A 22,135-nucleotide genomic window follows, 5' to 3' on the forward strand; every position below is an offset into this window, starting at 1 on the left:
TTTATATTTATAATCTGATTTTTAAAATAGTTATATTTTCCTAATCTTTAAAAACTAAATAATGAAAAGAATTGCCCTTTCACTTGTTTTTTTAATAACGAACTTAGCTTTTTCTCAAGAAGAAATCATAATAGATGATATTGCAGTTGAGGAGAGTATAAATGATGATGCACCTCTGCCGTTTTCAGTTATAGAAGAGGTTCCTGTTTTCCCAGGTTGCGAAACAGTAACTAATAAAATAGCATGTTTTAAGGAAAAGATAGATGAGCATATTGCTACAAATCTTAAATATCCTGAAAAAGCCAAAAAAGAAAATATTGAGGGTAGGGTATATGCAATGTTTATTGTGCAAAAAGATGGAACTATTGATTATATAAGGATGCGTGGTTCTCACAAAATATTAGAAGCCGAAGCATTGCGTATTTTATCAAAGTTGCCTAAAATGCAGCCAGGGAAACAAACAGGAAAAGTACTGCCAGTTACTTACAGCTTGCCTATTGTATTTAAACTTCCACCAAAAACAGAAATAACTGAAATTGAAGATGTAGATACTTCAGAAGATAACAAGGATATGAATGTCCCTTTTGCTATAATAGAAGATGTTCCTGTGTTCCCAGGTTGTGAAGAAGCCACTAATAAAAGAGCATGTTTTCAGGAGAAAATATTAATGCATATTAGGAAAAACTTTAGTTATCCGGAAGAAGCTCAAAAAAAAGGATTCCAAGGTAGGGTTAATACAATGTTTATTGTACAAAAAGATGGAACTATAGATAATATAAGGATGCGTGGTCCTCACAAAATTCTGGAAGAAGAAGCAAAACGGATCTTGTCTAAATTACCTAAAATGAAACCAGGAAAACAAAGGGGTAAAGTAGTAAAAGTTCCTTTTTCTGTACCTATTACTTTTAAATTAGATACAGAAAAAATAATTAAGGAGTAATATAAATATAGAACTTATTTTATTTTAAAGCTGAAGTATAATCTTCGGCTTTATGTATTAGTATAAAAGCAAAAAATCGTAATTTCCCCTCATATTTAAGTGTAATGCGATATTTCTATCTTTTTAGTCTGTTTTTATTGCTTTTTTCATGTGATTTTTTTTCCACTAAGGAACAAAAGATGCGGAAATTAGTGGAAGAAGAAATGCAGCAAATAGATTTTAATGCTATAGATCAATATCCCCTTTTTGATAATTGTGATGAATCTAATTCAAAAGAAATCAACCGAAAATGCTTTGAAGAAACGCTTTTAACACACTTTGAAATGACAGTGCAAGAGTATGAGTTTGTTTTAAAAGAAAGTTTAAATGATACCATTTATGTAGATTTTGTAATGAATAAGGAAGGAGAAATTTGGGTATTAGATATAGAAAATAACCAAATTCTAAAAGATCAAATACCAGAATTTGATGCCATTATTACACAAAGCCTTTCGGTATTACCAAAAGTTAAACCAGCTTTAAAAAGAGGAATGCCTGTTACCGCAAAATTTAGAATACCTATTATATTAAATACACAATAAACTCTGTTCTTTTGGCAAACGAAAAAATAATTTTAGGTATAGATCCTGGAACTACTATTATGGGTTTTGGCTTAATAAAAGTGGTCAATAAAAAAATGCAATTTGTGCAAATGAATGAGTTGCTTTTAACCAAATATACAGACCCTTATCTAAAACTAAAACTCATTTTTGAACGCACCATAGAACTTATAGATACCTATAACCCAGATGAAATAGCAATAGAGGCTCCGTTTTTTGGAAAAAATGTTCAGTCGATGTTAAAATTAGGAAGAGCACAAGGGGTTGCTATGGCTGCTGGACTTTCTAGAGAAATACCCATTACAGAATACCTTCCAAAAAAAATAAAAATGGCCATTACGGGTAATGGTAATGCTAGTAAAGAACAAGTAGCAAAAATGTTGCAAAGCATGCTAGGCTTAAAAACACTGCCTAAAAACTTGGATAGTACAGATGGATTAGCCGCTGCCGTTTGTCATTTTTATAATAGCGGAAGGGTAGAAATAGGGAAAAGTTATACGGGTTGGGATGCTTTTGTGAAACAGAATAGTCCCCCTGCCCCCAAAGGGGGAGCTAAAAGTACATTACAAATAAACCTAAGAAAAAAGAAAAATTAGATTTTGGTAATACTTAATTATGAATAGTAATAAAAATTCTCCCTTTGGGGGTGTAGGGGGAATTTACATCCACATTCCATTTTGCAAACAGGCTTGTCACTATTGTGATTTTCACTTCTCTACATCCATGGGTAAGAAAGAAGCAATGATCTTGGCTTTGCAAAAAGAATTGCAGCTTCGGAAAGAGGAGTATAAAAATAATGCTGTAGAAACCATTTATTTTGGTGGAGGTACGCCATCTGTTTTAACCACAGCAGAAATCAATCGAATTATAACCACTGTTTACAAACATTATAAAGTTATACCCAATCCAGAAATAACTTTAGAAGCAAATCCAGATGATTTATCTGAAGAAAAAATAAAACAATTAGCAGAAAGTAAGGTCAATAGATTGAGTATCGGAATTCAATCTTTTTTTGATGAAGATTTAAAGTTAATGAACCGTGCGCATTCTGCTAAAGAAGCAATAACTTCTTTAAAAATTGCAACGCGCCTCTTTAGTAATATTTCTATAGATCTTATTTATGGAATGCCTAATATGAGTAATGAGCGTTGGAAACAAAATATAGAAAAAGCCTTATCTTTTAATATTCCGCATATTTCTAGTTATGCGCTTACTGTAGAGCCCAAAACAGCTTTAGCTACTTTTATAAAAAAAGGACTTATTACACCTGTAGATGATGAAGTGGCACAAGAACATTTTTATATTTTATCTGAAACGCTAGAGAAAGCAGGTTTTGATAGCTACGAAATTTCTAATTTTGGAAAACCTGGTTTCTTTTCTAAAAACAATACCGCATATTGGTTAGGCAAAAAATATATAGGAATTGGACCTTCTGCGCATTCTTATAACGGGCTTTCTAGAGGCTGGAACATCAATAACAATGCTAAGTATATAAAAGCGATTGAAAAAGGAATATTACCCTCTGAAATAGAAAAATTATCAAAAACAGATCGCTATAATGAATATGTAATGACTGGTTTACGAACTATTTGGGGCGTTTCTTTAGAAAAAATCAAAGAAGAGTTCGGTACTCATTATTACGATTATCTCTTAAAACAATCAGAAAAATATAGAGATGAGCAGTTGCTTTTTATTGATGACAAAAAATTGATAACAAGTAAAAAAGGAAAGTTTTTAGCAGACGGTATCGCATCAGATTTATTTATACTGAACTAGTTTCAGTATCTAAGTTTGAATAGATTGTAGTATTTGTTACAATTCGTTGTATTTTTAATATAAACTATGCAAAAAGGTTATTTTTATATTTTAAGTAATTCAACAAGAACTTTATTATATATTGGAGCTACAAAAGATATTTTGAAAAGAATTGAGCTTCATAAAATAGGTAAAGGAGCTGCTTTTACCAGAAAATACCATATGAAATTCTTAGTTTATTATGAAGAATTTGAAGATGTTAAAAATGCTTTTAAGAGAGAAAAGCAAATTAAAAATTGGCACAAAGAATGGAAATGGAATCTAATTAAAAACATAATCCAGATTTAATAAATCTTGAAGATAAATTAATATAGATTCTGAAATAAATTCAGAATGAATGAAATGCAAGCAACAATCAAAAAAAATAGTAAAAACTATAGTATAGATTTATCAAAACCTTTAGATATTTCAATGACGCTAACAGCGGATGCTAAAAATGTAAATGCATGGTATATAAAAGCACCTAAAATAACACCGCATACGGAAGGTGATTTTATAGGAAAAGTATCGGAAGGAAGTTCAACTAATTTTAATGATATTTGGTTTAACCCACATGCACATGGTACCCATACAGAATGTGTTGGACATATTACAAAGGAGTTTTATTCTGTAAATCAGCATTTAAAACAATTTTTCTTTTTAGCTGAGGTCATTACAATAGCTCCAGAAAAATTAGGAGAAGATTTTATCATTTCAAAAAAACAATTACAATATGCTATTGGTAATAAAAAGAGAGAAGCTATTGTGATCAGAACAATTCCAAACCTTTCAGACAAAAAATCAAAACAGTATTCCAATACAAACCCTCCCTATTTAACTAAAGATGCAGCATTACTTTTAGTGCAAAAAGGAATAACACATTTATTAATAGATTTACCTTCTGTAGATAAAGAAAAAGATGATGGCGCTTTAGTAGCGCATAAAGCTTTTTGGAATTTTGACGGAGAAAGAAGAACAAACGCTACTATAACAGAATTTATTTATGTGGCAAACACCATAAAAGACGGAACCTACTTTTTAAACTTGCAAGTAGCCCCTTTTGAGAATGATGCAAGCCCTAGCAGGCCAGTTTTATATGCAATTAGTAAAGAATAAAAATGGGTGATATTTTAGATACGATATTAGGATTAATTTTAGGCGCTATCACTACCTATTGGGTGTATTCTTTTTTTCGTAAAAAACAACGAAAAGAGCTTACCACCCATCAATCTCATGTGTTACTAGAAAAGATAAAAAGTGTATGCAAATTAATCTCTGTTGAAGGAGATTTTGCTGAAATCTATAAGTACGAAAATACCAAAGAACGTTTTTTAAGTATGGTAAGCAGTAAAAAGAAAGCACTTATCGTAATTAATGCAAAAGTATTTATAGGTTATGATTTAAAAAAGGTAAGCCTACGCACTGATGATGCACAAAAAACTATTTTTATTACGCATTTCCCACAACCAGAAATCGTGTCAATTCAGCCAGAATTAGAATTCTATGATATTAAAAATGGAATGTTTAATTCTTTTTCTCCAGATGATTTAAATGCAGTAAATCAAGAAGCAAAACAACATATAAGAACTAAAATTCCTCAAAGTGGTTTAATAGATACCGCAAAGCGAGATGCTTTAGATGCCATACAGATGGTGACCTCTATTGCGGAAACTATAGGTTGGAAATTAGATTACAGTGCTATTGATTTACAAACTAATAAAGAAACAAAACTTATTGAAAAAAATACAGATGAAAAAATTTGATCCTAATTTTGCACACACCGTTTATTTTTGGCTTAAGAATCCTGAAAACAAAGCAGATTGTAGCCAATTTGAAAAATCACTACAAAAGTTTTTAGATGCTTCGTTATACGCTGAAACTAATTTTATAGGTAAAGCACCAAAAGCTAGTAGAGATGTGGTAGATGGCTCGTTTACCTATTCTTTAATTGTAACCTTTGAGTCTGCAGACGCTCAAGAAGCCTATCAAACAGAAGAAGCACATTTATTATTTATAGAAGAATGTAAAGAATTATGGAATAAGGTAATTGTGTATGATTCTATTGGTATAAATTAACACCTGACTGGTTTTTGAAACCTGTCAGGTATTAGCTATTTAAAATTTGCCTGGTATTAGTTTCCAAAACCCGTTTGGTATTATCTGAAATTTAAGAACCATGAACATAGAAGAATTTAGAGATTATTGTCTTTTAAAAAAAGGAGTTACAGAAGAGTTCCCTTTTGATGAACATACCTTAGTATTTAAAGTAATGGGTAAAATGTTTGCATTATGCGCTTTAGAAAGGCAGCCTTCTCAGGTAAACCTTAAATGCAATCCAGAAAGGGCAATAAGTTTAAGAGAAGAATATGATGGTGTCATTATACCAGGATATCATATGAGTAAAGTACATTGGAATACACTATACTTAGGAGAATTGCCACCAAAATTAATTTTAGAATTAGTAGATCATTCATATGATTTAGTAGTTTCTAAATTCACTAAAAAATTGAAAGCTGCTTTAGAGGCACTATCAAATTCATAATGAATACGAGAATAATTGAATTAGAAAAAACAATCCAAGATTCTTTTAATGGTGAGCCTTGGTATGGAATTTCTGTTATAGAAAAACTAGAAACTATTACATATACTTATGTGAATGCTACTCCAAAATATTTTTCTAAATCTATAGCAGTACTAGTAAAACATATCATAAATTGGAGGATTTTTGTCTTAAAAAAACTAGAAGGAGATAAGACATATGCCGTAGAAATGAATAGCACTGCTGATTGGACTAAAATTGAAATTAAAACAGCAGAAGAATGGGATAATTTACTGAGAGAATTAAAAAGTACGCAGACTTTAATTTTAGAGGAACTTAAAAAGTATTCTGATGATTTTTTAAAAAAGAAGGTCCCCTCTAAAAATTATAATTATTACGATCTGCTTACTGGCATGGTTCAGCATGACACGTATCATTTAGGTCAGATAGCGATACTGTATTCCATCTTAAAAAAGGCTTAGAATATGCAGAACAATGATATCTTTGCTTTTTTAATTTTTTAGCTTGGATGTAATGCAAGATCTTATCTCTTTTTACACTGATAAATTAACGGTATACAATACCCAATTAAGTAAAGTAAAACAACAATTATTTGCGTCTAGTATGGCAAGGCTTGTGGTTTTTGTTTTAGCTGCAGTTGGCTTATATCTAGTATATGGCAATGCACAATATATGATTGCAGTGATTTTAGGTACTATTGTCTGTTTTTTATTTTTAGTTTCCCGACACACAAATTTACAGTATAGGAGAGATAAAATTATAGCTTTAAAAAAAGCAAATGAGACAGAAATTGCTGTTTTGAAAAGAGATTTCCACGGCTTGCCAGATGGAGATGAATTTAAAGACTCATTACATTTTTTTAGTCAGGATATCGATTTGTTTGGAAAAGGTTCTTTTTATCAATATTTAAATAGAACAGTACTGCCACAGGGAAGCGAAACCCTAGCTAACATATTTATGGAAAACAAAATAGACCATATTGATGCCAAGCAAAAAGCAATAGCAGAATTAGCAGCACTTCCGGAATGGCGACAAGAATTTTCAGCGGTAGCCTCTTTAGTAAAAACAGAAACACATTATGTTGCTATTCTAGATTGGTTAGCGCAATACAAGGCTTTTTTACCTAGACCAATGAAATATTTGCCCATTGTATTTTCCATCATATCGTTACTAGCTATTATTGGGTTTTTTATAGTGCCACTTTCTATTATGACCTTGTTAGTAGTTTTTTTAGTCGGACTAGGGATCACTGGTATTTATGTAAAAAGTATAGGGAAACTGTCTTCTGATACCGGTAGAATACAAAGTACCTTTCATCAGTACCAAAAGTTAATTTTAGAAATAGAAAATATTGAGTTTAGCTCAGAACTGTTAAAACAGAAGAGGGCACAAGTTGTAAAAGATGGTATTACTACCTCAGAAATTTTAAAAGAATTCTCAAAAATTTTAAGTGCTTTAGACCAAAGAAACAATATGCTATTTGGTTTTATCGCCAATGGTTTTGTGCTATGGGATATTAGACAATCGTATAAAATAGAACGTTGGATAGAAAAAAATGGAGCAAGTGTTGCTAATTGGTTCGAAACGATCGCTTTTTTTGATGCCTATAATAGTTTAGGGAATTTTGCCTTTAATCATCCAAAATATACCTACCCTGTTTTAAATGATGATGGTATTACTTTAGAATCTATAGGAGCTGGTCATCCATTATTAGACCCTAAGAAAAGTGTTTTAAATGATTTTAAAGTAAGTAAAGAACAATTTTTTATTATTACAGGCGCTAATATGGCGGGGAAAAGTACTTTTTTAAGAACCGTTTCCTTACAAATCGTAATGGCAAATACAGGGTTACCACTTTGTGCAACTTCAGTAACTTACTCGCCCATAAAACTCATTACCAGTATGCGAACAACAGATTCACTTACAGATGATGAATCGTATTTCTTTTCAGAATTAAAACGCTTGAAATTTGTAGTAGATGAAATTCAAAACGATCGCTATTTTATTGTTTTAGATGAAATTTTAAAAGGCACTAATAGTACAGATAAAGCAAAAGGCTCCAGGAAATTTGTTGAAAAACTAGTGAGGTCTAAGTCTACAGGTATTATTGCTACACATGATCTTAGTTTATGCGAAGTTGCAGATGAATTACCACAAGTGCAAAATCATTATTTTGATGCAGAAATTATTGATGATGAATTGCATTTTGATTATAAGTTTAAAGATGGAATTTGCCAGAATATGAATGCCTCTTTTTTACTAAAGAAAATGGAAATTGTAGATTAAGGGAATAGTATTGAGTATGTAGTATGAAGTAGTCAGTAAATAATACTAATATTAAGTTTAATTTGGAAATAATAATTGTATTTTAAATTATGCCCCCTTTGGGGGCTGGGGACTTATGGATTCATTAACACAGATTGTTTTAGGAGCAGCAGTTGGCGAAGCTGTTTTGGGTAAAAAAGTAGGGAATAAAGCCATGCTTTATGGTGCTATTGCTGGTACAATACCAGATTTAGATGTTTTAGCACGTTATTTTACAGATACTATTACGGCAACAGAATGGCATAGAGGATTTAGTCATTCTATTCTTTTTTCTATTTTATTTGCTCCAGTTTTTGGCTGGCTTGTCTACAAAATACAACGTAAAAAAGAAGCAGATCTTAAAGGATGGATTTGGTTATTTTCCTGGGGCTTATTTACACATCCTGTTTTAGATGCTTTTACAACATGGGGTACACAGCTTTTTTGGCCTTTTAAAACACGTTTAGCATTCCAAAATATATTTGTAATAGATCCGCTATATACTTTACCATTTTTAGTTTTTGTAATCTTAGCCATGTTTCAAAAACGAACAGCAGCAAAACGAAGGCGTTATAATAATTTAGGCTTATTGTTAAGCACTTCTTATTTGCTACTTACATTAGTTTTAAAAGGAATCTCTTATCAAAAATTCGTAACCGCTCTAGAAGAGCAAGGAATTGCATATAAAGAAATAGATACAAGGCCAGCACCATTTAATTCTATTTTATGGTCCGCAAATATAGATGCAGGAGATCATTACTTATTAGCCAATTATTCTTTTTTTGACTCTAACCCAATTATTTTTACGAGTTATCCTAAAAATCATCATTTATTGGGAAAACTAAAAGACAACGATAAAATAAACCGACTTAAAACAATAGCGGAGCATTGGTATACCATCAGTAAAAAAGACGATCAACTTTTTTTTAATGATCTTAGATTTGGATTAATGAGTTTTGAAACAAATGAAAAACGATTTGCCTTTGCTTATGAAATAAAAGAAAAAAATGGCATTATTAGTATTACAGAAACGCCCAAGTATAGAGAAGATGCCGAAAAACTACTAGGTGCACTTTGGGGAAGGGTTTTAGGAAACTAAATTATCTATGCTTTATATTTTTTAGCAAAGGCTTTTGCATTTCCTATGTTTTCTGGATAAGTGGTAAAGTTTTCTAATACGTTAAGTCCTTTAATTTTATAGTTAACTACAATTTGAAAAACAAGAAATTTTTGATATTAGATTTAGATGGTGTATTAATAACAAATCCATCTTGGAAAGCCGACCGAATTCACTCGGATGGATATTCTGAATTTAATAAATCTTGTGTAGAAAACTTAAACCAACTTCTCACTCTTGTTGAATTTGATATTTGGTTGAGTTCGACTCGACGGACTGTGAAAAATCTCATAGAATTCAATCTGATTTTCAAAAATCGTGGAATAAAAAAAGAAATCGTTGGATTTTTGCCAGAATACACTGATTGTAGAAATCGAAAAGAGGAAATTATGAAATTTGTAACGGAATTTAAAGTGTCTGACTTTTTGATTATCGATGATGACAAATCATTAAACGGACTAGAAAGCGGAATAAAAGAGAGTCTGATTTTGACAGAATTAACAAAGGGGTTTAATTTGGAAAAATTAAAAGAAGCGACTGAAAAAATAAAAATAATCATCAATGGCAATATATAATACAGTATCTGATTCTTCTAACACAGCAGTAAGAGCTCTATTAACAAAAATTGGAGAATATTATTTAGGAAAATCTTTTAATACTGGTTCTGGGAAGTCTAAAAGAATATGGGAAAGAATAAGAGATGAGATTTTTAACGGAGAATGTGCTTATTGTAGAGATAAAAATTCAAAGCTTCAAATTGAACATTTAATAATGTTTAATAGAACTCAATTTGGTTTACATCATCCAGGTAATATTGTTCCAGTATGTAATGATTGTAACAAAAGAAGAAAAAATGAAAAGAAAGAATATTTAGATTGGGAAAGCCACTTATTACAAATATGTCGGGAAAATGACACATTGGATACTTTCAAATCTAAACGAAATAAAATACTCAATCATATGAATGAGGGAGAATTTAAATATCCCAACTTGAATGAAACCGAAAAAAATGCAATAAGAGTAATCGCGAATTCTTTATACGACAATATCAAATCAGAAGGAGAAAAATCGTTAAAAATGTATATGGAATTAGACCAAGTATTTGTAAAAAATAAACTGTAGCTACCTAACATTATATATGAAATCAGATCAATATTTGGCAACTATTGAAAGATCATTTCCGTTTTGAAGCGGCGCTAATTTTTACAAATTAAATAAGAAATGGAAATATGCAAATAAATCGATTGGTTCTGGCTGACTTGCCTTGCTAGATTCATATATTTGGCTATACACTTATAAACGTGTTCATACAAAAAACCATTTTCCATTAGAAAACGTGTAACTTCCCATTTTTTACTATTATTTTGTTTTGGAGGTCTAAGCCTATGCGTTACTTGTGTCATTAATGTGCCACACTTGGGACATGTTGATTGTCCACTAATATTTAAGTCAGTTCCTTGACTAAATGCATTTCTAAAATTAAAACAAATATTTTTATATCAACTAAGCCCCTTAACTTGCAAATCATGAAAAGCATCTGCTTGTAATTTTAATAACTCTTCTGCTTTTTTCTTTTTGTGTGCATAAACAGCTTCTTCTTCTGCAATCTCATTATATATTTTCTGGTTTAAACTTTGATCTGTTTCAAGAAGTTGTTCTCTTTGTTTTACTTTTTGTGTTACCCAAGTTTTTAGCACACTTTCTTCTTCTTCTAATTTATAATCGTATGCGCCTTTAGGCGCTAATAATTTTGCAATAATAGGCGAAGTTTCAATGGCTAAAAAAAGCAAGAATATAAAGAAAGAAGGTAGCCAAGGCAATTCATTTAAGGCATTTATACGGGCCATTAAACCATCAAAACCATCAATGATAGGTTGCGAACCATTAACTGCTGTTTTATACTCACTATCTAAAGCCGTAATTTGTGTTTCTACACCCGCTATTTTTTTAGCATTTATTTCTTTTAATAATCTTAATTCTGTAAGCGCAGCATCATGTTTTTCTCTTTTTTCTTTGTAAACAGGTCCTTTGCCTAAAAGTTTAGTGCCAGCTGTACCTTCTGCTTCGGAAATATAAGTGTCATAAAGTGCATTGGTTTCAGCTTCCTTGTCTATTATTTCTGTTTTTAAAGCCGCAATATCTTCATTTAATTTTTCAATAGTAGGCGTGTATTGCAATGCAATTTGGTCTTTGTTAGCTAAAGTAAGTTCATTCTTTTGCGTTAACAAAACCTGATTAATTTCCTTCTCAAAAATTTTCATTTCCAAAGGTTTAGAAATTACTATAGCAATTATGATTGCCAGCACAATACGTGGTGCAGCCTGTAGTAATTCACTTTTAAAGCTATCTCTTTTTTTAATGGTAGAGACAATAAAACGATCTAAATTAAAAATAAGTAAACCCCAGATAAGTCCAAAGAAGGTAGCAGTATATACATTATCGAAAACAGTATATAATGCATATGCACTTGCAATGAAGGCCATAACTGCAGTAAAGAAAACAGTAGCGCCTATACCAGCATATTTATTCCGCTCCCCAGGAGAGCATGTTTTTAAGATTGCAGTGTCTGCTCCAGAGCATAAAATGAAGAATTTTTGTAACATGATACGTTAGTTTTTTGATTGATGAATTTCATATAGACTATTAGAACGTAATTTATGATGATTTGTTACAAAAAAGTCATTAAAAATAAGGCTTTAACCATTATTAATGATTACAGGTGGTAGTTTTGTAGTTTTTTACGAGAAGAAAAGAGATGAATATGTAACTATCAGCTATTAGCCCGTGTTTTGCTCTTTAGATTTTAGGTAAGATGTGAATTTAGATTAAGGTTTAAAAAGTTATTCTAAATACCATATGATTATTGCGCAAAAAAATGCCCTGTTATTAGAATAACAGGGCAAAAATTATGATCTCTTATTGAGAGTTATAATATTTATAGCGTAGCTAATAATTGTGCAAATACTTCTCTTCCCATACGAGCAAAAGTTTCATTTGTATTTGGAGTTTGGAATCTAGTATCAAAAAGAGATTCTAATAAGTACCCAAATGCAAAGTTACTTTCTAATTGAGATCTTGTTCTTTGTACTCTTGTAATACGAGTTCCTTGATCAACAGTAAGGTTCACTTCAAATAAATCATTACCTAAAGGAACTATGTTACCTGGGTTTGAAAGTTGTGTCTGTACTCTACCAATAACACGATCAAGAGAGTTTCTTGCAATTAATTCATCTAATACATCTTGAGGAATGCTAAATTGATTTACAAATGCTTGTTGTGCTTCACTAAGATCTCCATCAACACCTGGATCTGGAGTTGGTTCTGGGTCAGGAGTAGGATCTGGAGTTGGCTCAGGATCAGGAGTTGGCTCAGGATCTGGAGTTGGGTCTGGATCAACTACAACACCAACAACAGCTTCAATTGCAGCAAATACATCTCTTAATCTACGTAATTCAGCACGATCTCTACTATTTAAAGTATCTAAAAATCCAGTTCTTGTTAAAGATCTAGTAAGTAATGTTTCTAAGTCTCCTAATCTTTCTGCTTGAGTAGAAATACGGATTCCTGCTGCTCTTGCTTCTTCAATTGAAGTAGGCACTGCAGTAAAGTTATTAGGGTTAAAGTTTACTAAAAAGTTTTCTAGCTCAGTGAACTCGCTATTAATTCTTCTTAATTCTACAATTTCAGATTCAAAGAATCCTAATCTGCGTAATCTATTAGGGTTAGTTTCTGAAAGCTCAGCTGCTCTAATTAATCTGCGGAAGCTGCGTACAAATCTAGCTAATTCACCAGATACAGTAATTTGCTCTCTACGTAAATCACGGATGCTTGTTGGTACATCTCCAGAAAGATCTAATGGGTTTTCACCTCTAGCTGCTTCTGTTCTTGAAAAAACAACTTTTCCTTCAAAATCGGTAGTTAAAGAACTTCTTTCACCAAGATCTTCTGTTAATGCAGCTCTTTCTGTTGAGATAACAGATTCATCAATTTCTTCCCTACTACAGGAAGCAAATGTTAAAGATAGTAATGCAATTACCATCGTAAATTTAATCATCTTTTTCATAATATTTTTTTTTAGAATTAATAAGTTGACAATTAAGTCGTGAGTATTTGCGTACATTACTGCATAAAATGTTAAATTTTTTTATAGACTTATAATCAGAGTATTACCCTTTATTTTAACGATAAAAAAAATGATTTTTGGCTTTTGTTGAATGCAATGGAAGAGCTTAAATTACATAAATCTGACATAAAAATATCTAGGAATATGCTTTTTTATAAACAATCTTGAAGTAATTTACAGTATATGAACATCTCTTCATCATCAAATAAAATACAATTATGAAGAATAGTAAAATTCTTACTTTTAAGTGTGCTAGAAATAAAACAGGAAGTATTTTTAGCTACAATATATTAGATTTTTTGTGCATCAATTTATGATAAAATAATAGAATGGACTTTACTAATAATGAGTTATAAAAAAGCCCTCTTAATGAGGGCTCTAACACTTAATTTAATAGTTTTTAGATACATCTTTCTAGTAGCTTCCTACTTATCAATTATTATCGGTTCAACAGAAAGTTTTACGGTATATGGATTTCTGTCTGTACTCCTAGCATCTATATTAATATGCTTATTTTTCTTTACAATAGCAATTGCTTTGTCTGATGATATTTTTTTGCCCTCAAAATAAAAAACAGATTCTTTTTTAGCCATATTTATGATATAATCTAGAGGGGCTATTGGTTTCGGAGGAGTTGGTGGACGCATATTTTTTTGCAATTCTTTTGCTTTCAACTTCATTTTTGCAGATTTTTCAGCCATTTTTTTTGCTTTTACCTTCATCTTAACAGACTCTTTTGCTAGTTCTTTTGTCTGTTCCTTTAAAATTTTTACTTCTTCTTTTTGTAGATTTTCTGACTGCTTTTTTAATGCTTGGGCTTGTTCTTCCAGTAGTTCAGCTCGCTCTTCTATAAGTTCTATTTCTTCTTCAATTTCTATAGCTTGCTTTTCTACGATTTCAACTTGTTCCTCTATTAGTTCTATCTCTTCTTCAATAATTTGCTCTTTTACCTGAGCTGGAGGAGGAGGAGGAGGAGGTAATGAGGCTTTGTCCGTTTCGGTTAATTCACTCCTTTTTTTATAGATAGTTTTTCCATTTTTTATTAAAGATACATATGGATGTTTTGGAGATATAGGTCGTTTTGTTTTTTTCTTATCTGTTTTAGACAATCTAAAAAACATGCCTCCTAACTTCGAACAGATTTCATCTATTTTTTGCTGTTCTTCTTTCGGTTTATGAATGTAATGTGGTTTTTTATTTCTAAGTAGCTCATATTGAGCAAGCATTTTCTTATACTGCATTAATTTATCTTGTAATACAGATGTTTTTATACTATTAGAATTATTTTTAAAATTTACTGTTGACTCAGGAATATTATATATATCTTTTTCCTGATTTGAAGAATTTTGATAAAACGAATTTAATTGTTTTTGGTCTGGAGTATTTTTGGTTGCAGATAAGAAAATAATAGAACCTTTACTTAATGGTTTTGGAATAGCAGGAAATGCTTTTTTAAACCCTTGATGTGTATATAAATTTATTTGATAAAAATATTCCCCATAATGAAGAGCATTTTTTTCTAATTTGCTCTTCAATACTGAAGCAAAGTCTGTATTTGTATAACTTGCTAAAAGTGTGTTTTTAATTTTTTTCCCATCTATCCAAATACCATATTTTTTTGAATTTTTCCAGTTTACGATATCTTTATCAGTAGGTGCTATTTTCATTGGAGAAGTCCGAGGTTCTAAAAGTTTATTCTTTTCTTCTTCTGTTAATTCAAAATAAGTTTTTGTAGCTATAATTTTTTTGTTTTTATCTCTTATTTTGAAGATTACATTTTTGTAATACTCTTCTTTTGGTAGATAATAATTCACAGACAAAAGATTAACTTTTTCTAATTCTTTTTGTACTGATGTAATTGTACTTTGTTCAGCCTGTTGTTTTTTCTGAATTGGAGCATCAATAGATACATCCTTTTCAATAACTTTTGTTTCGCTAAATCCGTAAAGTAATAAAGCAAATAGGGGAAGCAATAAAAAACTTCTTAATAATACTGCTTTTTTTGATGTTTGTTTTTTCATGACTGTAAATCGTTTTTTGATTGATGAATAATTAATGGCATTTGCCATTTCCACAGTTTTTGAGAGAGGTGCTGTAGCTTTTGATGAGAAAGCCAGTAGTATTTTTTGATATATAGGTAATGTAATTCCGTTTTTAAGGACCGCTTGGTCAGCTAAAAATTCATGGTTTAATTTAATTGCTTTTTTAAAGAAATATATAAAAGGGTTAAACCATAAAAATACTTGTAGTAGTTCTATTAAAAGAATATCTATACTATGCTTTTGTTTGGCATGTGTTTGTTCGTGTAAAATAACTTCTGGTGGAATCTGTTGCAACTCAAACTTTTTCTTATTGAGAAAAATATAGTTTAAAAAGGTATGCGGAGCCAAGACTTCATGCAATAATACATTGATGGTACTATTAGTTTTAACCTTAGGGTTTTTACGTATTCTTTGGATTACCTGATTCAAATTTCTAAAAAAGCGAAGACCAAAACCCAATACACCTAAAAGATAAATACTTAGCACAATTAAGGAATAGTTAATCATATCATTGTCTTCTGCAATATCAGATGTTATTTTAGTATTTGTGCCAGTATTGATTAAAGCAGCGTTATAAGTTGTGGTGTCTACAATAGTAGGTTCAATATATTCTATAAACACTAAACTAGGAATAACTAAACTTGCTATTAGAGCTCCTAATAAATAAAAGCGTTTAAACTTGTGCATGTTTTCTCGCTCTAAAAAGACCTTATAGAAGAGTAGAAAAATTGCCATACAGGCACCAGATTTTATGATGTAAAAAAGCATCCCTATTTCTTTTTAATTTCGTTATCTATCAAAGCTTTTAAATCTTCTAATTCCTCTTTAGTAAGATCAGTCTCTTTTGTAAAAAAAGAGGCAAACTGACTTGCACTATCATTAAAAAAGTTTTTAATGAGTCCGTTTACATGCTTAGAAAAATAGTCTTTCTTTTTTACTAAAGGATAATACTCTCTAGCACGCCCTAAAGTATTGTATGCCACAAAGCCTTTGTCTGTCATACGCTTTAATAAAGTAGCTATAGTAGTAGTAGCAGGCTTTGGGTCATCATAAGCATCTAGTAAATCTTTCATAAAAGCAGTTTTCTGCTTCCATAAAATATTCATAAGTTCTTCTTCTGTCTTAGATAGCTGCATGTTCTACGTTTTTAGAATTAACTCTACAAACATAGAATAAATATTTTAATTCTACAAATGTAGAGTTTTATATTTTGAGAGACTAAGGTTAAATTTTAAAGAATAATCCCATAGAATCAGCCATATCTTTATTTACCTTAACATTAAGGTAGGTTTACTCATTTGTATTTTGTAATACTAGATAACGCAACTACCTTTGATATCAACTTAATTTAAATTTTTTCGCTATGCGCTATCTATTTATCATACTTTTTTTAGGTGTTCTAACTAAAGGATACAGTCAAGATAAAATTGTAACGACAACACCAAAAGAGGTAACGGTGTATCTTAAATCTGCCAAGGTAATTGAAAAGGGTAATGTGGTATTATCAAAAGGTAAAAATATCTTGTCTGTTCGCAACCTTTCTAATTTTATTGATATTAATACCTACCAGATTGGATTATCTGAAGGGGCTACACTACTTTCTGTAACACCAACAACCAATTATTTAAAAGCAGATGAATATACAAAAGAAGAACAAGTGCTATTGGATAAAAAGGAAGCTTTAGAATTAGATTTAGCGTTTAAAAGAGCGAATGAAAAAGCATTAGTAGGTGAACTTAATTTGATAGAAGAAAATCGAAAAATAGGAAATGCTAATCAAGGATGGACAACAGAACAACTTGCTAACCTTGCTAATTTTTATGCCAGTAGAGTATTAGAAATCACTAAAAAACAAATTCTTCTAAAAAAAGAAACGAAAAGCTTAAATGAAGCAATTAGTAAGATAAAGAGGCAGTTACAAGAAACGGCTTCTCAGCAAAATGAAAATAGACAAGAGCTACTACTTGAAGTGAATGCTACACGAAATATGACAGCAAAAATTTCATTAACTTATGTGGTACAAAATGCGGGATGGCAGCCCTATTATGATATCCGAGCTAGCTCTTTAGAGGCTCCTTTAACACTTGTTACTAAGGGGAGAATTTATCAAAATACAGGAAAAGATTGGAATCAAGTAGAACTCAAGGTTTCTACCTATTTGCCAAAGACCAATCAAAACCGACCTATTTTAAATCCCTTTTATGTAAAAGAGCAACAAAATAATATACCTTTTGATAAAGATGATCTCGAAGAGATACCTATGGAGTCTATAGCAGTTAACTCATTACAAATGCGTAAAGAAAAGGCAATGAGTGATGTTGCTGTAACCGAAGTTATAGAACAACAGTTTAATGTAGCATATGAACTTGTTTCAACACAATCGATCCCTTCAACAGGAAAAGGGCAAACTATTATTTTAGATAATAAAAGTGTTGCGGCAGATTATGTATATCATGCCGTTCCAAAAGTTACAGAAGATGTATTCTTACTAGCGAATATAAAAAATTGGCAATCATTAAACCTACTTTTAACAGAAGCTAATATTTATTTTGAGGGTAATTTTATAGGAAAAACGACTATTAATCCAAACTATACTAAAGATAATTATCCACTATCATTAGGTGTTGATGAGCGTATTGTTATAAAAAGGCGTTTGCTGGATAATCTGACTACTAAAAAAACGCTGAGTAGTAAAATAGTAGCCGCTTTTGCATATGAAATTAATATACGGAACAATGGTTCTAAAGCAATTACACTAGAGATTCTTGACCAATTACCTATCTCACAAAATAATAAGATTGAAGTAAAGCAATTAGAATTAGCGGGTGGAGATTATGATAAAGGAACGGGAAGTATCCTTTGGAAAAAAACGATGCCTGCAGGTAGTAGTAGCGTATTTAATTTTTCTTATGAGGTTAAACATCCAAAAGATATGGTGATCCAGTATTATTAAGGGTTTCTTTCTTTCATATGTTAGTTAAGTTAACTCTTTAGCATTATGAAATGAATGTTGAAGAAAAGCGTCAGTTCGAGTGAGTTTTCGGAATGAAATAAAGAAAAATTGTATCGAGAACAGCTTTATGGACTCAAAATCCTATTCTCGATACATTTCTTCCTTCTGTCGAAACACTCGAATGGACGAATTTTGGATAAAACCATATGATGCACAATAGGTATTTCTGTTTTTTTTTAAATGCTGAATGGTTTTGCATTAGGGATAGGAGTGAAAAGCCCACAGCTACTTTTTCTGTAGCGAGGACTTGTAACGATAGCCCGACCTGAAAGGGAATGCCCTAATAAACATATTACTCTTTACTCATCTCTGTAAAATATTTGTAAAAATAGGGGATGGTTTCAATCCCTTTTAAATAGTTCCAAATTCCAAAATGTTCGTTAGGGGAGTGTATGGCATCACTATCTAAACCAAAGCCCATAAGTATGGTTTTACTATGTAGTTCTTGCTCAAAAAGCGATACAATTGGGATACTACCACCACTACGTTGCGGCACAGGTTTTTTGCCAAAAGTAGTTTCATAGGCTTTAGAGGCAGCTTGGTAAGCAATGGTATTTATAGGAGTAACATAACCTTGCCCGCCATGATGCGGTGTAACTTTAACAGTAACACCTTTTGGAGCAATACTTTCAAAATGTGTGATAAACAATTCTGTTATTTCTTCCCAATCTTGGTTTGGAACCAAGCGCATAGAAATTTTTGCATAGGCTTTACTTGCAATTACTGTTTTAGCACCTTCACCAATATATCCACCCCAAATTCCGTTAACATCTAATGTAGGGCGTATGGAATTACGCTCATTGGTGGTATAACCTTTTTCACCATAAACAGCTTCAATTTCTAAAGCTTTTTGGTAGTTTTCTAAACTAAAAGGCGCTTTTGCCATTTCCGCACGTTCTTCAGTAGAAAGTTCTTCTACTTTATCATAAAAACCTGGAATAGTAATATGGTTGTTTTCATCATGGAGACTAGCAATCATTTTTGTTAAAATATTAATGGGGTTGGCTACAGCGCCTCCATATAGTCCAGAATGTAAATCTCTATTGGGTCCGGTAACTTCTACTTCTACATAGCTAAGTCCGCGTAACCCTGTAGTAATAGAAGGTACATCATTAGCAATCATACCCGTGTCGGAAATTAAGATAATATCATTCGCTAATTTTTCTTTGTTTGCTGCTACAAAGACCGCTAAATTATTACTCCCAACTTCTTCTTCGCCTTCTATCATAAACTTTACATTGCAAGGCAATTGGTTGGTTTTTACCAAAAACTCCAATGCTTTTACATGCATGTACATTTGTCCTTTATCATCACAAGCACCACGAGCAAAAATGGCTCCTTCAGGATGCAAATCGGTCTTTTTTATAACAGGCTCGTAAGGTGGAGAATCCCATAATTCTATGGGATCTGCAGGTTGCACATCATAATGACCATATACTAAGATGGTAGGTAAATTTGGGTCTATAATTTTTTCACCGTATACAATAGGGTAGCCATCTGTTTCACAAATTTCTACAGGATCACAACCAGCTTCTAAAAGTGCTTTTTGAACAGCATCAGCAGTATCTAATACATCTTTATGAAACGCAGGATCTGCACTTACAGAAGGTATTTTTAATAATGTTATAATCTCTTCTAAAAACCGTTCTTTATGGGTGTCTATATATTGTTTAATATCTTTCATTTTATATTTTATAGGAATTCTAAAATTACAAAAAAGAAGTTTTTTAAAGGAACTATTTTAAAATTGATTTTTTGCTTTATATTTGCACTCCTTTTAAGATAATAATTTGTTTTTATTAAAAGGAAATTGATGCAGGCGTGGTGGAATTGGTAGACACGCTAGACTTAGGATCTAGTGCCGCGAGGTGTGAGAGTTCGAGTCTCTCCGCCTGTACTTCGTAAGAAAGCTTCTCTTTACAGGGAGGCTTTTTTTGTTTCTAAAATTGATTTTCCATTTGAGAGAGGCGAGAAGTTTATCCTGAGCGTAGTCGAAGGAAGTCTCTCCGCCTGTACTTCATAAGAAAGCTTCTCTTTACAGAGAGGCTTTTTTTGTTTCTAAAATTGATTTTCTATTTGAGAGAGACGAGAAGTTTATTTCTTTATTGATTCAATTTTATGAGCATAGCCTCAGCGTTTCCGTTTTCAGGGTCTAATTCAAGTGATTTTTTATAATTTTTTATTGCTAATGCTTTTTCATCGATAAGCATATATATATCACCTAAACTGTCATATGCGTTAGAAGAATTGGGATTATCTTCTGCATTGAGTTTAAGAACCAATATAGCCTTTTTAAACGCTTTGTTATTTATTAGTTCATAACCTAGATTATTCATCTGATTTTCAAAAGCTTTTAAAGGGATTGATTCATAAAAAGTTTTTGCCTTACTGATATCTTCTGTTAGTAACACTTTTTTGAATTTTTCAAAATCTGAATTACTAGCTAATCTTTTCTCCCAATCCATATCTCGAGAATAATTATTCTCCATAAAAATATTTTCAGCATAATTGGTAATTAAGGCTTTGTAATCCGAAATTTGATTTATCATTATAAAAATACCAAAGCCTTCATCTATGCGTAAAACGCATCTAGAATTTTGGCCTTCTATAGCACCTTCAGCCCCTAAGTTTACTTTGTTATTTTTCCAATATCCTCCGAAACCAATATTATAGTACCAAAATTCATCATCATTTCTTAAACCAATATTGGAATGTGGTCTTAGCATATAATTGTATTCCTCTTCGGTTAGATATTGTTCACCTTCATGCTTACCATCGTTCACTAACATTTTTATCCATTTTCCAATATCTTTTGGTGTTGAACTTAAAGAGCCAGATGGAGCTACATTTGTAAGGTTAACTATAACTTCAGGGGTAACTCCATCTCCTTTATAACCAATAGCTTTATCAGATGTATTAATAAAATCTGAGTAACGGGTATATGAATTTTTCATGGTTAAAGGTTTGAATATCCTCTCTTCAATAAGATGCTCCCAAGTTTTACCAGTAACTCTTTCTTGAGCAATACCCACAACAGCATACATGAAGTTGTTATAGTTAAAAGAACTTCTGAAACTACTTGACATGTCGATACTAGAAATTACTTCTAAAATGCTATCTCTAGGATAATCTTTAAATTTCCATAAATCATCTCTTCTACTAAGTCCTGTACGGTGAGCAAGTGCATCAGCAATAGTTGCATGCTCTGTAACATATTTATTTTTTAGTTTAAATTCTGGTATATAATTTTTAATTGGAGTGCTCCAATCTAACAATCCTTCCGATACTAGTTTTGTAGATAAAAGCCCTGTAAATGGTTTGGTATTAGAACCTATACTAAATAATGTATTTTCAGTAACTTTTAATTTACTGGCAACATTTCTAAAGCCTAAGCCTCCTGTGTACAAAGTTTTATTGTTGTATACTATGGCAATGCCCACTCCAGGTACATTAGCTGTTATTCTAAGCGAATCAGCAATTTTTAAAAAATAATCTAACTTTTGATTTGGGGTTTTTACAGATTTAAAACTATTTGGATTTACTATACTTTCATCATGAGACTGTTTACATGACAAAGCCAAAAAAACTAACAAAAATGATAGGTACTTTATTCGCTTATTTATTTTCATAGATTAAAGATTTA

Annotated in this window: 21 protein-coding genes and 1 tRNA gene; 16 read left to right on the forward strand and 6 right to left on the reverse strand. The window is 31.4% G+C overall.

The annotated features are described in order from the left end of the window. Positions 1-61 precede the first annotated feature (61 nt). The 14 genes from ACZ451_RS08010 to ACZ451_RS08075 all read left to right on the forward strand — a co-directional run bounded on the left by ACZ451_RS08010 (position 62) and on the right by ACZ451_RS08075 (position 10,436). The gene (locus ACZ451_RS08010) at positions 62-940 is read left to right on the forward strand and encodes an energy transducer TonB (RefSeq protein WP_464216597.1); all 879 of its coding nucleotides are present in this window, start codon (positions 62-64) and stop codon (positions 938-940) included. 179 nt (positions 941-1,119) lie between these two features. Next, positions 1,120-1,521, forward strand: a complete 402-nt coding sequence (locus ACZ451_RS08015; protein WP_464216598.1) for a hypothetical protein — start codon at positions 1,120-1,122, stop codon at positions 1,519-1,521. A gap of 11 nt (positions 1,522-1,532) precedes the next feature. After that, a complete protein-coding gene (gene ruvC / locus ACZ451_RS08020; protein ID WP_464216599.1) occupies positions 1,533-2,135 on the forward strand; it encodes a crossover junction endodeoxyribonuclease RuvC in 603 nt (200 codons plus the stop codon). A 19-nt stretch (positions 2,136-2,154) separates the two neighbouring features. Beyond that, on the forward strand, positions 2,155-3,315 hold the full coding sequence (gene hemW / locus ACZ451_RS08025; protein ID WP_464216600.1) for a radical SAM family heme chaperone HemW: 1,161 nt from the start codon (positions 2,155-2,157) through the stop codon (positions 3,313-3,315). Between the two features lie 66 nt (positions 3,316-3,381). Next, positions 3,382-3,642 carry a GIY-YIG nuclease family protein gene (locus ACZ451_RS08030; protein WP_464216601.1) on the forward strand — a complete coding sequence of 87 codons (261 nt, stop codon included), beginning with the start codon at positions 3,382-3,384 and terminating at the stop codon, positions 3,640-3,642. Between the two features lie 54 nt (positions 3,643-3,696). Beyond that, the gene (locus ACZ451_RS08035) at positions 3,697-4,449 is read left to right on the forward strand and encodes a cyclase family protein (protein ID WP_464216912.1); all 753 of its coding nucleotides are present in this window, start codon (positions 3,697-3,699) and stop codon (positions 4,447-4,449) included. Positions 4,450-4,451: 2 nt separating this feature from the next. Then, the gene (locus ACZ451_RS08040; protein ID WP_464216602.1) at positions 4,452-5,096 is read left to right on the forward strand and encodes a DUF4230 domain-containing protein; all 645 of its coding nucleotides are present in this window, start codon (positions 4,452-4,454) and stop codon (positions 5,094-5,096) included. Further along, on the forward strand, positions 5,083-5,409 hold the full coding sequence (locus ACZ451_RS08045) for a Dabb family protein (RefSeq protein WP_464216603.1): 327 nt from the start codon (positions 5,083-5,085) through the stop codon (positions 5,407-5,409). The genes ACZ451_RS08040 and ACZ451_RS08045 overlap by 14 nt, the downstream gene beginning before the upstream one ends. Before the next feature lie 100 nt (positions 5,410-5,509). After that, positions 5,510-5,875, forward strand: a complete 366-nt coding sequence (locus ACZ451_RS08050; protein WP_464216604.1) for an MmcQ/YjbR family DNA-binding protein — start codon at positions 5,510-5,512, stop codon at positions 5,873-5,875. Continuing rightward, positions 5,875-6,354 carry a DinB family protein gene (locus ACZ451_RS08055; protein WP_464216605.1) on the forward strand — a complete coding sequence of 160 codons (480 nt, stop codon included), beginning with the start codon at positions 5,875-5,877 and terminating at the stop codon, positions 6,352-6,354. The genes ACZ451_RS08050 and ACZ451_RS08055 overlap by 1 nt, the downstream gene beginning before the upstream one ends. A 52-nt stretch (positions 6,355-6,406) precedes the next feature. Further along, entirely contained in the window at positions 6,407-8,179 is a 1,773-nt protein-coding gene (locus ACZ451_RS08060; RefSeq protein ID WP_464216606.1) for a MutS-related protein, read from the forward strand. A gap of 115 nt (positions 8,180-8,294) precedes the next feature. After that, the gene (locus tag ACZ451_RS08065) at positions 8,295-9,296 is read left to right on the forward strand and encodes a metal-dependent hydrolase (RefSeq protein WP_464216607.1); all 1,002 of its coding nucleotides are present in this window, start codon (positions 8,295-8,297) and stop codon (positions 9,294-9,296) included. A 131-nt stretch (positions 9,297-9,427) separates the two neighbouring features. Next, a complete protein-coding gene (locus ACZ451_RS08070) occupies positions 9,428-9,889 on the forward strand; it encodes an HAD domain-containing protein (protein ID WP_464216608.1) in 462 nt (153 codons plus the stop codon). After that, positions 9,876-10,436 carry a hypothetical protein gene (locus tag ACZ451_RS08075; protein WP_464216609.1) on the forward strand — a complete coding sequence of 187 codons (561 nt, stop codon included), beginning with the start codon at positions 9,876-9,878 and terminating at the stop codon, positions 10,434-10,436. The genes ACZ451_RS08070 and ACZ451_RS08075 overlap by 14 nt, the downstream gene beginning before the upstream one ends. Before the next feature lie 377 nt (positions 10,437-10,813). Here ACZ451_RS08075 and ACZ451_RS08080 read toward each other — a convergent pair whose 3' ends face one another. From ACZ451_RS08080 to ACZ451_RS08095, 4 genes are all read right to left on the reverse strand, one after another. Further along, positions 10,814-11,917: a DUF4407 domain-containing protein gene (locus tag ACZ451_RS08080; protein WP_464216610.1), complete on the reverse strand. Its 1,104-nt coding sequence runs from the start codon at positions 11,915-11,917 to the stop codon at positions 10,814-10,816. A gap of 332 nt (positions 11,918-12,249) precedes the next feature. Continuing rightward, positions 12,250-13,377 (reverse strand): hypothetical protein, encoded by a 1,128-nt coding sequence (locus tag ACZ451_RS08085; RefSeq protein WP_464216611.1) that lies wholly within the window; start codon positions 13,375-13,377, stop codon positions 12,250-12,252. Positions 13,378-13,862: 485 nt separating this feature from the next. Further along, positions 13,863-16,247 carry a M56 family metallopeptidase gene (locus ACZ451_RS08090; protein WP_464216612.1) on the reverse strand — a complete coding sequence of 795 codons (2,385 nt, stop codon included), beginning with the start codon at positions 16,245-16,247 and terminating at the stop codon, positions 13,863-13,865. 2 nt (positions 16,248-16,249) lie between these two features. Then, positions 16,250-16,615: a BlaI/MecI/CopY family transcriptional regulator gene (locus ACZ451_RS08095; protein WP_464216613.1), complete on the reverse strand. Its 366-nt coding sequence runs from the start codon at positions 16,613-16,615 to the stop codon at positions 16,250-16,252. 227 nt (positions 16,616-16,842) lie between these two features. Between ACZ451_RS08095 and ACZ451_RS08100 the strand changes: the two genes are divergently transcribed. Continuing rightward, the gene (locus ACZ451_RS08100) at positions 16,843-18,432 is read left to right on the forward strand and encodes a DUF4139 domain-containing protein (RefSeq protein ID WP_464216614.1); all 1,590 of its coding nucleotides are present in this window, start codon (positions 16,843-16,845) and stop codon (positions 18,430-18,432) included. A gap of 352 nt (positions 18,433-18,784) precedes the next feature. Here the strand turns inward: ACZ451_RS08100 and ACZ451_RS08105 are convergent, their stop codons facing one another. Continuing rightward, positions 18,785-20,176: a dipeptidase gene (locus ACZ451_RS08105; protein WP_464216615.1), complete on the reverse strand. Its 1,392-nt coding sequence runs from the start codon at positions 20,174-20,176 to the stop codon at positions 18,785-18,787. A 131-nt stretch (positions 20,177-20,307) separates the two neighbouring features. On the opposite strand from ACZ451_RS08105, the gene ACZ451_RS08110 reads away from it, so the two are divergent. After that, positions 20,308-20,389 (forward strand) — tRNA-Leu (locus ACZ451_RS08110). Between the two features lie 205 nt (positions 20,390-20,594). Here the strand turns inward: ACZ451_RS08110 and ACZ451_RS08115 are convergent. Next, positions 20,595-22,121 (reverse strand): serine hydrolase, encoded by a 1,527-nt coding sequence (locus tag ACZ451_RS08115; RefSeq protein WP_464216616.1) that lies wholly within the window; start codon positions 22,119-22,121, stop codon positions 20,595-20,597. Between the last annotated feature and the right edge of the window lie 14 nt (positions 22,122-22,135).

This window comes from Allocellulophaga tsushimaensis, assembly GCF_055383085.1.

Bases quoted from the DNA above. Each gene is read 5' to 3' on its own strand.
- ACZ451_RS08085 (WP_464216611.1), bottom strand. From the start codon at position 13,377: ATGAAAAAGATGATTAAATTTACGATGGTAATTGCATTACTATCTTTA.
- ACZ451_RS08090 (WP_464216612.1), bottom strand. From the start codon at position 16,247: ATGCTTTTTTACATCATAAAATCTGGTGCCTGTATGGCAATTTTTCTA.
- hemW (WP_464216600.1), top strand. From the start codon at position 2,155: ATGAATAGTAATAAAAATTCTCCCTTTGGGGGTGTAGGGGGAATTTAC.
- ACZ451_RS08015 (WP_464216598.1), top strand. From the start codon at position 1,120: ATGCGGAAATTAGTGGAAGAAGAAATGCAGCAAATAGATTTTAATGCT.
- ACZ451_RS08045 (WP_464216603.1), top strand. From the start codon at position 5,083: ATGAAAAAATTTGATCCTAATTTTGCACACACCGTTTATTTTTGGCTT.
- ACZ451_RS08080 (WP_464216610.1), bottom strand. From the start codon at position 11,917: ATGTTACAAAAATTCTTCATTTTATGCTCTGGAGCAGACACTGCAATC.
- ACZ451_RS08010 (WP_464216597.1), top strand. From the start codon at position 62: ATGAAAAGAATTGCCCTTTCACTTGTTTTTTTAATAACGAACTTAGCT.
- ACZ451_RS08030 (WP_464216601.1), top strand. From the start codon at position 3,382: ATGCAAAAAGGTTATTTTTATATTTTAAGTAATTCAACAAGAACTTTA.
- ACZ451_RS08075 (WP_464216609.1), top strand. From the start codon at position 9,876: ATGGCAATATATAATACAGTATCTGATTCTTCTAACACAGCAGTAAGA.
- ACZ451_RS08035 (WP_464216912.1), top strand. From the start codon at position 3,697: ATGCAAGCAACAATCAAAAAAAATAGTAAAAACTATAGTATAGATTTA.
- ACZ451_RS08095 (WP_464216613.1), bottom strand. From the start codon at position 16,615: ATGCAGCTATCTAAGACAGAAGAAGAACTTATGAATATTTTATGGAAG.
- ACZ451_RS08115 (WP_464216616.1), bottom strand. From the start codon at position 22,121: ATGAAAATAAATAAGCGAATAAAGTACCTATCATTTTTGTTAGTTTTT.
- ACZ451_RS08060 (WP_464216606.1), top strand. From the start codon at position 6,407: ATGCAAGATCTTATCTCTTTTTACACTGATAAATTAACGGTATACAAT.
- ACZ451_RS08055 (WP_464216605.1), top strand. From the start codon at position 5,875: ATGAATACGAGAATAATTGAATTAGAAAAAACAATCCAAGATTCTTTT.
- ACZ451_RS08050 (WP_464216604.1), top strand. From the start codon at position 5,510: ATGAACATAGAAGAATTTAGAGATTATTGTCTTTTAAAAAAAGGAGTT.
- ACZ451_RS08065 (WP_464216607.1), top strand. From the start codon at position 8,295: ATGGATTCATTAACACAGATTGTTTTAGGAGCAGCAGTTGGCGAAGCT.
- ACZ451_RS08105 (WP_464216615.1), bottom strand. From the start codon at position 20,176: ATGAAAGATATTAAACAATATATAGACACCCATAAAGAACGGTTTTTA.
- ACZ451_RS08040 (WP_464216602.1), top strand. From the start codon at position 4,452: ATGGGTGATATTTTAGATACGATATTAGGATTAATTTTAGGCGCTATC.
- ACZ451_RS08100 (WP_464216614.1), top strand. From the start codon at position 16,843: ATGCGCTATCTATTTATCATACTTTTTTTAGGTGTTCTAACTAAAGGA.